Source organism: Paenibacillus sp. FSL R5-0887, from assembly GCF_038002305.1.
GTDB classification, from domain to species: Bacteria; Bacillota; Bacilli; order Paenibacillales; family Paenibacillaceae; genus Paenibacillus_AQ; species Paenibacillus_AQ odorifer.
On the sequence record NZ_JBBOCE010000002.1, the window covers coordinates 139257 to 152088 of the forward strand.

Annotated in this window: 11 protein-coding genes and 1 riboswitch; all 11 genes read right to left on the minus strand. The window is 45.0% G+C overall.

What is annotated here, in order from left to right; translation table 11 throughout:
* Positions 1-138 precede the first annotated feature (138 nt).
* Positions 139-792, minus strand: coding sequence for a response regulator (locus tag MKY14_RS18690; RefSeq protein WP_036684464.1), 654 nt, complete (start codon positions 790-792; stop codon positions 139-141).
* 3 nt (positions 793-795) lie between these two features.
* Positions 796-1872 (minus strand): HAMP domain-containing sensor histidine kinase, encoded by a 1077-nt coding sequence (locus tag MKY14_RS18695; protein ID WP_076126420.1) that lies wholly within the window; start codon positions 1870-1872, stop codon positions 796-798.
* Entirely contained in the window at positions 1873-2949 is a 1077-nt protein-coding gene (gene liaF / locus MKY14_RS18700; RefSeq protein ID WP_305953552.1) for a cell wall-active antibiotics response protein LiaF, read from the minus strand.
* 236 nt (positions 2950-3185) lie between these two features.
* A complete protein-coding gene (locus tag MKY14_RS18705) occupies positions 3186-3329 on the minus strand; it encodes a hypothetical protein (protein ID WP_156113077.1) in 144 nt (47 codons plus the stop codon).
* A gap of 146 nt (positions 3330-3475) precedes the next feature.
* A complete protein-coding gene (locus tag MKY14_RS18710; protein ID WP_445669885.1) occupies positions 3476-4075 on the minus strand; it encodes a 3D domain-containing protein in 600 nt (199 codons plus the stop codon).
* A gap of 384 nt (positions 4076-4459) precedes the next feature.
* A complete protein-coding gene (gene thrS, locus MKY14_RS18715; protein WP_076308810.1) occupies positions 4460-6400 on the minus strand; it encodes a threonine--tRNA ligase in 1941 nt (646 codons plus the stop codon).
* 506 nt (positions 6401-6906) lie between these two features.
* Positions 6907-7077, minus strand: coding sequence for a toxin-antitoxin system HicB family antitoxin (locus tag MKY14_RS18720; RefSeq protein WP_340977092.1), 171 nt, complete (start codon positions 7075-7077; stop codon positions 6907-6909).
* A gap of 11 nt (positions 7078-7088) precedes the next feature.
* Complete coding sequence (locus tag MKY14_RS18725; RefSeq protein WP_036684473.1) at positions 7089-7931, minus strand: SPFH domain-containing protein; 843 nt, start codon at positions 7929-7931, stop codon at positions 7089-7091.
* Positions 7932-8462: 531 nt separating this feature from the next.
* A complete protein-coding gene (gene mqnC, locus MKY14_RS18730) occupies positions 8463-9599 on the minus strand; it encodes a cyclic dehypoxanthinyl futalosine synthase (RefSeq protein ID WP_076126414.1) in 1137 nt (378 codons plus the stop codon).
* A 627-nt stretch (positions 9600-10226) separates the two neighbouring features.
* The gene (locus tag MKY14_RS18735; protein WP_340977093.1) at positions 10227-11399 is read right to left on the minus strand and encodes a PLP-dependent transferase; all 1173 of its coding nucleotides are present in this window, start codon (positions 11397-11399) and stop codon (positions 10227-10229) included.
* Between the two features lie 36 nt (positions 11400-11435).
* Positions 11436-12356 carry a homoserine O-acetyltransferase MetA gene (metA, locus tag MKY14_RS18740; RefSeq protein ID WP_076126410.1) on the minus strand — a complete coding sequence of 307 codons (921 nt, stop codon included), beginning with the start codon at positions 12354-12356 and terminating at the stop codon, positions 11436-11438.
* Positions 12357-12471: 115 nt separating this feature from the next.
* Positions 12472-12601: riboswitch (SAM riboswitch) on the minus strand.
* Positions 12602-12832: the final 231 nt, after the last annotated feature.

A 12832-nucleotide genomic window follows, 5' to 3' on the forward strand; every position in this document is an offset into this window, starting at 1 on the left:
TTTAAGCGCAGATAAAAGATATAGGCAAATGGGAGGAGATTAGGCAGGAAAGTAAAAAAAGAAGCTCGGGCGCGAAAAACATCGCGGCCCGAGCTTCTAAAACCATTTCAAATAATAATGCACCTTAGTCTACAAGTCCTACCCCTGAGCCCAGCCCTTCCGATGAGCGTAAATAGCCAACTGGGTACGGTCATCAAGCTCGCATTTCATCAAAAGATTGCTGACATGCGTCTTCACTGTCTTGATGCTGATATGCAGCTCCTCACCGATATCCTTATTGGTCTTGCCCTCAGCTATAAGCAGCAGGACTTCCTTCTCACGCTCTGTTAAACCGGAGGAATCACCTTGCACGGTGCGCTGGCGAATACCACGGGTCAGCGCCTGTGACACATCACCCGTCATGACTGGCATGCCGCGGTAAGCCCCTTGCAATGCGTAGATTAACTCTTCTGCCGACACTGTTTTGAGCACGTAGCTGACTGCACCAGCCTCTATAGCATCTACAACAAGATCATCCTCCAGGAAGCTGGTGAGGATCACGATTTTGAGGCCAGGAAATTCAGCCAGCACTGCTCTTGTGGTCTCGGCACCATTCATCACTGGCATCATCAAATCCATCAGCACGAGGTCAGGCAGACCTTCATGTCCACCCGCACGCAGCATCTCCAGCGCCTCTTGTCCATTCGCCGCCTCACCGATGACCTCGAATGTAGGCTCCAGCATTAGATAAGTTTTGAGGCCCATCCGTACCATATCATGATCATCTACGAGCAACACTTTTATGACACTCATGCTCTACTCCTCCTCGTCCTGTGTATCTGTTCCTAACGATCTATTCTGCTCTAATTCTGGGTTCCCTTGAACAAACTTAGGAATATGTACACGGATCGTCGTTCCCGCACCCTTGCGGCTAATAATCTCCACTTGCCCACCCAGTTTCTCCGCCCGTTCGCGCATGGTGGTGAGACCGTAGGAGCCTTGTTTTTGCTGCACATGTTCAAAACCTTGACCGTCATCACTAATACTCAGCACAACTTGTCTTGATCCTTCACGCAGCGATAGACTCACCAGTCTAGCCCCGGCATGCTTCACGATATTCGCCATCGCCTCTTGAATAATTAGGAACAGCTGATGTTCGATTGCTTCCGATAACTCGCCCTGAAGTTCGAGCTCCTTCATTCCTTTTAAGCCATTCTGGCGGCAATAATCGGGAAACCATTTTTCCAGCGCCTCGAACAGATTTCGACCTTCCAGCTCCACCGGACGCAGTTGTGCAATTAATGCTCTCATTTGTTTTTGTGCCATCTGAGACATTGTAATCAACTGGTCCATGACCATTTGACCTTGAGCTTCATTGACCTTCAGCACTTTAGGCAGCGAAGAAGCCGACATATGGATGGCAAAAAGCTGTTGGCTCACCGTATCATGCAGATCCCGGGCCATACGCCTTCTTTCCTCCAACACCGCACTCTCCGCTGCCTGTTCCTTCTCAATAACCTCTTGTTCACCCAATCGCTGTAGAAGCTGCATCTTATTCTCGACCGTATCCATCATGACATTAAACTCGTGATACACTCGGGCAAAAGACTGATCGTCACTTTCTGGCATCCGTACGGACAGATTTCCTTTGGCGACCTGCAGCATATTCAGATCCAGATGATCAATCCGGCGCTGAATCCGCTGGCCTGCCATATAGCCGATAACTACAGTGAACAACACAATCCCGAGACATAAGTACAGCCACATCCGATAATCCTTCACTTCGATATAACCAAGGCAAGTGCCTGCATACATCAATCCTGCACTTACCGCTCCAGTGAGCAAAAAGTAAAACAACAGCAACCATTTGGTATTACTGAAGATTGTCCCCATCTAACCCACCGTTTTAACTTTAATGTCACCTATAAATGCACTTACATTTATACGGACTTTTTTGCCTGCTTCTTTATAATAAGGAGTCTTGCACTGTACACTGCTCATAAAACCACTGCGAGACTGATCCAGAACTTCCATATCCCCGATAAAAGAACTGCTGTTCACCGAGATGCCAAGATCCATATCATTCGGAATGTACACTTTAATGTCGCCTATAAAAGCGGAAATATTAATCCTCGTTTCGCCATAAGCAATCTGTGCATTCGTCAGATCCAGTACGGTATCGCCGATAAACTGCGAGATATTCGTGTTCTTCAGTTGGAAATGCTCGCGCCCCATGTGGACATCTCCGATAAAAGCAGAGCGATTGGTCGATTCCTTTTGATTATTTGATTCATGGAATTCCTCATGCCATTTACCATGTCTATGAGCATGACGCTCATGACGTTCCTGACGTCTGCGCTCGTGTCGTTCCTGCTTCTCTTGCCAACGTGCTTCAGCGCTGGACTTATAAGATCCTGTTTCGTCCTCATCGTCTTCTTCATCTTTTTGAAGATAGTCCTTCCAGTCGCGTTGACCAGAAGCCTTGCCGAATTTTTGCTCAAATTGTTCATCAAGTGTGGAATCCAGTGGTTTGGGCGGCTCCACATCTAGTGAGCTTTTTCCTGAAGGAAAGTGATCTGGTGGTGACGGTGGAGCTGGTGGCACAGGTGGTACTGAACCGCGTGGTTTAAAAATCACATAAAGTCCGCCGCCAATCAACATAACTGGAATGAACATTTTGAAAAAATCCCCGGCCGAAATATCGAACCAATCTAAATTCCGTCCAAGGAAAAACACTCCGATCGCCAGAAAGAAAAAGCCGCCGATAGGTGAAGAACCTTTGGATTGTCCATCCCCTGTACCTAAAAGCCGGTTCATTCCCATTAGGATCAAAATTACCGGCCAATAATTCGAAATCAGGTAACCTAAGCTGAAATCAGTGTAACCTAATTGTCTCAGTAGAAACATAGCTCCAATCCCTATCAGGATCAGGCCGCCTAAAACCTGGCTGGTGAACCTTCTTTTCATCATTCATTTCCCCTTTAAAGTAGTGGAACGCTCTCTTCTTCAATCTTATAGCCTTAGTCTACAGGAATGAAGTACTGAGAAACAGCGGCGAGAGAAGGAACTTCCCCTCAGTCTCTAGACTGAGATGAATGGGATAAAATTCTATTTACTTCATTATATATGAAAAAAGACTGTCCCTCAGTAATTAACTGAATTGGACAGTCTCTTTTTTTCAGCAGTCTTCTGCTTCAGTCAGCGCATTATTGTTGCGGTTTCTGAGCTGGTTTAGAAGTATTTCCACTTTGCTTAGTAGCGCCGTCATTCTCAACAGCAAACTCAGCATTGTATTTTTCATTTGGTGTTTTGTAATTTTCTTGTACTTTAGATTTCTTGTTATTGGCCACGGAATTCACCTCCTTTTCTCTTATGCAGCATAGAATATGCTTACTAAGAGAACATCTCGGAAGAGGCAATTGCTTTGCCCCAGTCCGTATTATGGCAAGGTGATGTCACTATTATGCATGACCAAGTGAAAATAAGTTCAATCCCTTTAAATGGATTCTTCGAGCATGGATTGCGGTACTGCTTTGTAAGTCTCAATCGCTTGGCTCAGCTTCTTCAGCATGACTTCCGTACAAGTCCCGTTACCACGCTTAATGAGTTGAACTACAACTGATTTTTTGCCCCATTCCTTATACACCTGTTTCGTAGTAGCAAAATACAGATCAATCTTCCGCCCTTTAATAGCCGAGCCTGTATCAGCAACTATGGCATATCCATAGCCTGGTATATAAAGAATACTCCCCAGCGGCAAAACCTTAGGGTCCGCAGCAATGGTTGAGACTGTATTTTTGTCTCTGCGCACTTTTACCCCTGAATAGGTAATTCCATATTCGGGATGCTTAGATGTTTTACCTGTAGATTCATAACCCGCAGTATATCCAGTCGCCATCACTTTCATTGAAGTAATAATCTGGTCTTCCGCAGGTGCGGCTACAGGAATAGAATTTGGTAACTGTTTGGAAGATCCGCTGCCACCGTTTGTTTTAGTGGTTGGAGCTTTGGTGCTCTGCGGTGCCTTTGTCGCTACTGGTTTATTTTTTGTTGTTGCAGGTAATACAGGTGCGACGGAATGCGCCTCGTTTGACATTAGTGTGGCGCGGCCAGTCGCAAGAACGACCTTATCATCTGTGGTTCTCATAAACACAGAATTAGCCTTGGTATATTGCAACTCGTTCGATAGCGTTTTGTTAATACCCGTGTGCTGTAAAGTGTCTCCTGTCCCAATGGCCCCTACTGCCTGTTGCTTAGATTCTGGAATGATTCCAGCAGCGGTCAATAGCAAAACGATGGTGACAAAAAGACACCAAAACCTCTGAAATATGCCCATTTTGTTCATGTGATAAACCTCCCCCTTATTAGCGAAGGTTTCCCGATTCACAAAATTTTATACATGAAGATCAGAAGTTGTTCCTCATTGGCATATAACAGAGGTCTTATTTAGACGTATTTTGGTGTTGTTAATTACAAGAAACTAGGAGATCACACGATCAGCAATTTCCTGAGACAAGAGCTCAATCACTTCTTGAAGCGGCTTAGCTCCAATGTCGCCTTCCCCGCGTTTACGGATGGAGACTGTCTGAGCATTCATCTCATTCTCGCCAACGACGAACATGTATGGCAGTTTCTCAAGCTGAGCTTCGCGAATCTTATAACCCAGCTTCTCATTGCGGAGATCTGCTTCAGCAGAGACACCACGGCGACGCAGCTTGTCTGTAACTTCCTTGGCATAATCGTCGAACGCTGTCGATACAGGAATTACTTTAACCTGCTGTGGAGATAACCAAAGCGGCAGCGAGCCCGCAAAGTTCTCTAACAGGAAGGCAACGAAACGTTCCATTGTACCCAAGATTCCGCGGTGCAGAACGACTGGACGGTGTTTTTGACCATCATCGCCGATATATTCCAGTTCAAAACGTTCAGGCAGCAAGAAGTCGATTTGTACAGTAGACAGAGTCTCTTCTTTACCTAATACAGTCTTAATTTGCACATCAAGTTTAGGACCATAGAATGCAGCTTCGCCTTCTGCTTCGTAGAACGGCAGTCCAGCTTCCTCTACAACCTCACGCAACATCCGCTGTGCAGTTTCCCACATTTCGTCATTCGCATAATATTTCTCAGTATCCTTAGGATCACGATAGGACAACCGGAAACGGTAGTCATTAATACCAAAGTCACTGTATACCTGTTTAATCAATTCGATTACACGAATGAACTCGCCTTTAATTTGGTCCAGACGGCAGAAAATATGGGAGTCATTAAGAGTCATCGAGCGCACACGGTGTAAACCAGTCAATGCGCCTGACATTTCATAACGGTGCTGGATACCTAGCTCAGCAATACGGATCGGCAGATCACGGTAGCTGTGCATCGAGCTCTTATAAATCATCATGTGATGCGGGCAGTTCATTGGACGAAGAACAAATTCTTCATTGTCTATAGTCATCTTAGGGAACATGTCCTCTTGATAGTGCTCCCAGTGTCCTGAAGTTTTGTACAGCTCAACATTACCCAGAACTGGTGTGTATACATGCTGATAGCCAAGACTTGCTTCCAGATCTACGATATAACGCTCCAAAATACTGCGCAATTTGGCACCCTTAGGCAACCAGATTGGCAAGCCTTGTCCTACCAATTGATTAAATGTAAAGATTTCAAGCTCTTTACCAAGCTTCCGGTGATCGCGTTTCTTCGCTTCTTCAAGCAGACGAAGATGCTCATCAAGCTGAGCTTTTTTAATCCAAGCTGTGCCGTATACGCGTTGAAGCATCTTATTCTTGCTGTCGCCGCGCCAGTAAGCACCGGCTACATTCATCAATTTAAAGACTTTGATCTTAGCAGTCGACGGCACATGGGGTCCACGGCATAGGTCGAAGAATTCTCCTTGTTCATAGATAGAAATTACGCTATCTTCAGGCAATGCCTCGATCAATTCCAGCTTGTAAGGATCACCTAGCTCACCGAAAATTTCAAGTGCTTCCTTGCGGCTAACTTCTTTGCGCACGATCGGCAGGTTCTCCGAAATTATGCGGTCCATTTCCTTTTCGATTTTGAGCAAATCTTCAGGATTTAGAGGATGTTCCAGATCCATATCGTAGTAGAAGCCATCTTCAATGACCGGACCTACACCAAGCTTAACTTCTTTTGTTCCGAACAAACGTCTAACCGCTTGAGCCATCAAGTGAGCTGTACTGTGGCGCATAACCTCCAGACCTTCAGGTGAATCCAAAGTTACGATCTCTACCAGTGCGCCCTCTTCAAGGGGAGTAGATAAATCTACAACGATACCGTTCAATTTCCCCGCTGCTGCATTTTTGCGCAGGCCACTGCTAATAGAAGCTGCTACATCATCAATACTGCTACCCTCTGCGTATTCACGGACAGAACCGTCCGGAAGCTTAATACTTACTGACATTGCTAATTCCTCCTTCATATAATTAAGCCTAAGGGCCCTTTAACCTTTGCGGAACAATAATATCCACGCACACAAAAAAACGCCCGTCCCGCAAAGGGACGAGCGATTACACCCGTGGTTCCACCCAAATTCGATTCTCTCTAGCCTCCCTTGAATCCTCAAGCGGAGTGAAGATAGAATCCTTCGTAAGCATGGAGTAACGACCATGAACCGGCAGCTCTTACTATCCCATTGCAGGGAATTCAAAACCGCAGCTACAAAGGGGTAAATCGAAAGCAGGATGCCGGAGAAAATTTCAGCCTAAGTTTCCTCTCTCTGAACGGTCCAGAACAATCAACTCATATCTTCGTCAATGCTGTTAACGTGAATTATGGAGTAATTATAAATCTGTCCTCTCTGACAGTCAAGTCAGAAAAGGGTCCAAAATGATAGAAACACAGTCAGAAGACACACATAAGGACTGTTCTTGCAGCCAATACATGGATGCTGAAACAGCCCTTCTATGGTTATTCCTCTCGCCGTTTTTTTTCAGGTAAGCGGCCTGTACGCTTCAAAGACTCACGCAACAAGTATTCGATATGTCCGTTTACGCTGCGAAATTCCTCTCCCGCCCATCGTTCCAGCGCCTCATGTAAATCCGGATCAATCCGCAGTGGAAAGCTTTTCTTGGCCGCCATGATGCACCGCCTTAGTACAACGAGCCGGCGTTAATGACCGGACTCGCTCCGCGCTCCGACACGATCGCAACCATCAGATTATTAATCATCGCCGCTTTGCGTTCCTCATCAAGCTCAACCACGCCACTCTCTTTTAGCTGTTTAATCGCCATATCGACCATGCCCACGGCGCCTTCAACAATGATTTGACGAGCGGACAGAATTGCAGATGCTTGCTGACGTTGCAACATTGTACTGGCAATCTCTGTGGAATAAGCCAAGTGTGTGAGCCGCGCTTCAATGACCTCTACACCAGATATCGACAAACGTTCTTGCAGCTCGGTTGCCAATTCTTTAGCAATCTCATCTGCATTGGCCCGCAGGGACATGCCCGATTCATTGAAGTTATCATACGGGTATTTACTGGCCACATGACGCAGCGCTGTTTCACTTTGAATTTCCACAAACGCCATATATTTATCTACATCAAAAAGCGCTTTTGCAGAGTTAATTACCTTAAATACGATAACTGCAGCAATTTCAATCGGATTCCCTTCCACATCATTAACCTTCAGCTTGACACTGTTAAAGTTACGTACGCGGAGGGAAACCGTCTTGCGCAAACTGAATGGAATGACTGCAAACAAGCCACTTGTCACGATAGTCCCTACATATTGCCCGAAAAAGGTAACTACAACCGACTTATTGGGCTGCACAACCGTAACACTTGTACATAATACCCCAGCTACAACGAACAGAATGACTGGCACTGCGACATACTCTTGAACCGCACCATAAATTCCCCCAGCTAAACAAACTGCAATTAAGGCGAGAACCCAAAATCCACTGACAGGACGAAGCGTTTTCTCTTTCATAAAAGCACCCCCACTAGATATTCTTTTGATATGATTATGATATCACTTTTGGATAATAATGTGAATGGATAAAAAGAAATAAAAAATGAATTCATGTTCACATTTATATAAAGCTTCGTTTAAAAGGCTTATTCCACGGCAACCTTAGTTTGTGTAGTAAACCTTAGTTCAAATTGTTCGTATACTTCAGCTCTATCGGACACTGATGCTCTTATACGCCACATTTTCCGATTTTCCCTATGCTATCGGACCCCACAGTCGCTATTGCACTAAAAACCAGCCTATATGGGGCTCTTTTCAAGGAATAGCGTCGCTGGGGTCCGAACCCCGACTCAAGAAGCGCTGAATTTGCAATTAAGGTCCACTGGGTCCGTACGCCTAGCGGATGATATAACAAGCGAAGATTCAGATGTGTTCTGCAATAAGGCTTGCTAATGATCGTAATCCTAACCTTACAAAAAAAACGCTTGATGCTCAGTAATCCACTTAAGGATTAACAAGCATCAAGCGTTGATTAATAATTAATATATATTAGTTCTGCATTACAAAATCATTATCAATCTTCGCATTAGGATCATCGAACACCCGCAGAATATCATAACGTGTATTCCGCTGTGCTGGAACTTTGCCTGCTTCGCGAATCAGCTGAGTAATCGACTCGATGTTTACCTTGTAAGTCGCACCCGCAGAAGATACTACGTTCTCTTCAATCATTGTGCTGCCGAAATCGTTGCAGCCATATTGCAAGGAGAGCTTGCCGACCTCTGGCCCCATAGTGACCCAAGAAGATTGGAAGTTCTTAATATTATCCAACACAAGGCGGCTGATCGCTACCGTCTTCAGATATTCCTCAGGCGTTTGTCTGTCCAGCTTCAGGTTGGTATTGTCCGGCTGGAATGTCCATGAGATAAAGGCCAAGAAACCTTCAGAATCATATTTGTTGGCAATACACTCATCCTGAGCCTCACGTACACGTAGTAAGTGCAAAGCTCGTTCTTCCATACTTTCTCCAAGCCCAATCACCATTGTTGCTGTTGTATTCATACCCACTTTATGTGCTGTCTGCATTACATCCATCCACTCGCGCCACGAGCCTTTTAGCCGGCTGATTTTGCGGCGTGTACGGTCATCAAGAATTTCTGCGCCTCCGCCTGGCAAGGAATCCAGACCCGCAGCATGAATTTCACGAACCACTTGTTCCAACGGTAATCCTGATACTTCTTTCATCTTCATAATCTCCGCAGGAGAGAAGGAGTGCATTGTAATCTCAGGGAAACGTTGCTTAATTCCGCGCAGTATATCTGTATAGTAGCTAAATGGAAGGTTAGGATTAGTTCCACCTTGCATAAGAATTTCTGTACCATTAACAGCAATCGTTTCAGCAATTTTTTGATAAATCGTTTCATCTGGCAGCACATAGCCTTCATCCGAGCCTGGTCTGCGGTAAAAAGCACAAAAACGGCAGTACACATCACATACATTCGTATAGTTAATATTACGGCCAATTACAAATGTGGCTAACGGGTCCGGATGCCAGCGTTCCATAATAGTGTTTGCAGCAGCACCCATTTTCTCAATTTCGTTGCTCTCGAATAGTCGGATGGTATCTTCCAATTGGAGACGGTCACCCCGCAGGGCTTTATCCAAAATAAGATCTATCGCACTCATCGTTCGCATCCTCCTTTTAAACCCTTAGGGATATGGTAGATTCACAAAATCACAAGAAAAATAACGTTGTCGTCCTTTAGAGATAACAACCGTTTCTCGTAGTAACATAAGGATAAAGTACAGTATGTAACTTATACCTTATATTTTAATAAATGAACAGTTCATTTCCTCATCGTATCACAATCTGAACAGCTTGAAAAACTTTTTACTTTCTCAACAAGATACCATCTAGCAGAAAGAGTCCTTACATTGCTGCCTGCACCCGGTGAATCAAAATTCCTGGAGGCTGCCGGACACAGATGACGTTATTAGTTAGTATTTAGCCTTTGGAGCATAGTTATGGACTCCAGCGACGCTATTCCTTGACAAGAGACTCATGAAGGCAGGTTTTTAGCGCAATAGCTGCTGTGGAGTCCGTTAACATTCCAAATGTGTAATAATGCTGTGTCTAAGGTCAGCTGTGTCCAATAGCAAAAAGTCCAAAAAGAAGAGCTATCCCAGCAGCCAATTCCCGGCTTATGAGACAGCTCTATTTCATCCTTCGTCCAACACCAGCTCTAAATCAACGTTGAGATAGATCCTCGATATTTTCCAGCAATTCGGTGCCGATCTGGGTTGCCGTTACTTTTACTTCGTTTCGATTTCCGCCCGCGCAGCCTCCAAAGCATGACCAAGATCAGCAATTAGATCCTCCGCATGTTCAATGCCAACCGAGAAGCGCAGCAATCGATCATCTACACCCACCGCATTCCGAATTTCCACAGGAATATCGGCATGCGTCTGTACTGCAGGATAGGTCATTAGCGATTCAACCCCGCCGAGGCTCTCCGCGAAGGCAATAAGCCGGATATGACGAAGCAGAGGTTCTACGTATCTGGCATCTTTTAATTTGAAAGAAAAAATTCCGGTATTGCCCGAGGACTGGCGATTCTGGATTTCATATCCCGGATGATCCGGCAGGCCTGGATGGAACACTTCCGCAATCGCCGGATGCTCTTGTAGATAGCGGGCAATTGCTAGCGCATTACTCTCGTGCCGTTCCATACGCAGGGCCAGTGTCTTCATGCCTCTCATCAGCTGATAACTGTCTGTTGGCCCAAGCACAGCGCCAATAGAGTTATGTAGAATCGCTATTTCAGCGGATAATTCAGCCCCTTTAGATACAATAAGACCAGCAAGAACATCATTGTGTCCGCCCAAATATTTGGTAGCACTATGGACTACAATGTCTGCACCTAATTCCAGAGGACGCTGTAAAAATGGAGTCAGCAGTGTATTGTCTACAATTGTGAGCAGCCCATGATGACGGGCCCAAGTAGCAACGGCTGCAATATCCGTAACCATCATCAAAGGATTCGTTGGCGTTTCAATAAATATCGCCTTCGTATTTGGAAGGCGTGAAGCCTCAAGCGCATCCAAATCATTCGTATCTACATAGGAAGCAGTGATTCCAAACTTGGACATAATTCGTTCCAACAAACGATAGGTCCCGCCGTAAAGATCCAGCGAAACGATCAAGTGATCGCCTTGCCCAAACAGGGTAAATATGGTTTGAATAGCTGCCATCCCAGAACTACAGGCAAAACCTGCATCACCAGACTCCAATTCCGCAGCCGCATTCTCTAGTACGGAACGGGTTGGACTTTTGGTACGGCTATAATCGAAACCTGTGCTCTGCCCAAGCTTCGGGTGACGGAATGCCGTAGCATTATAGATAGGAAAATTAATGGCTCCGGTAGCCGGATCTTCTTGTGAACCTATTTGTGCCAGTCTGCTTTCAATCCTAAGTTTGTCGTCCATGATAAATGCCTCCTAAATTGTAATGTAGCGCTGATCTTAATAAACAATCGGGTCGATATCGTAAGGTGTCTCTTGATATACATAGTAATTGAGCCAATTAGAGAATAATAAGTTGGCATGTGCACGCCACACTGCAGGAGGTGTTCGTTCTGGATCATCTTTAGGGAAATAGTGTTTCGGCAAGGCCATCTCCATGCCCCTCTCCAAATCACGATCATATTCCCATTTCAAGGATAATGGATCGTATTCGGAATGTCCGGTCACAAATATTTGTTTGCCGTCGGTCGTAGCTACTAGATACATACCAGCTTCTTCGGATTCCGCCAGAATCTGCAGATCTGGATTGCTCTCAATATCTTCGCGGGAGACATCGGTATGACGGGAATGCGGTACATGGAATACCTCGTCAAAGCCGCGCAGCAATTTAATGTTATTTTGATTAATCGTATGGGAGAATACTCCAAAACATTTTTCAGGCAAAGCCACTTTACGAACACCAAAATGATGATACAACCCTGCCTGTGCCGCCCAACAGATATGCATGGTCGAGGTCACGTTATCCTTGCTCCATTCAAAAATCTCTTTTAGCTCTTCCCAATAGGATACTTCCTCAAACTCCATTTGCTCTACGGGTGCTCCTGTAACAATAAGACCATCCAAACGGCGGTGGCTGATCTCGTCAAAAGTTTTGTAAAAGCTTCTCAAATGCTCAGCAGAAGTATTCTTAGAAGTATGTGAGCGTGGATGCAGCAAGGTAACGTCAACCTGTAGCGGTGAATTTCCTATTAAACGCAGCAATTGAGTCTCCGTCGTTTCTTTAGTCGGCATGAGATTCAGAATAGCAATCCTTAGTGGACGGATATCCTGATGGAAAGCCAAACTATCATCCATCACAAAAATATTTTCACCGGATAGTATTTCTTTTGCTGGTAAACTGTCGGGAATTTTAATTGGCATTGTCTTTCCACTCCTTAACTGTATTTAGGTTATGATGTCACATCGCGGCTTTCTGAACAATAAAAAGACCTTTCTCGGAAAACGAGAAAGGTCATATCTACAGTCATATGCGCCTCTCTCATCTGCCAGAAACTTTTGGACGAGGTTTAGTCGTCAGCAAAGTTCCGCAAGAATTAGCACCGTGCGTTCACACGCCGGTTGCCGGGTTTCATAGGGCTAGTCCCTCCACCTGCTCTTGATAAGATTTAGCTGTATTCAATTAAATTTCTTTAAAATTTACTTTAAATCATGAACCTCCTTTTCGTCAAGTCCATACAATGCTGAAGTAGCCTCAAAGTAACAATAAATTTGCTTGAAAGAGGCATACTCCGTTGTTATACTAGACAAGTATTTCATACCTGAACGAAAAGAAGAGGTGAGAAGAAGAATGGAAGGCGACCCGAGCTCGCAATTAAGTGTACAGAATGAGCAACCAC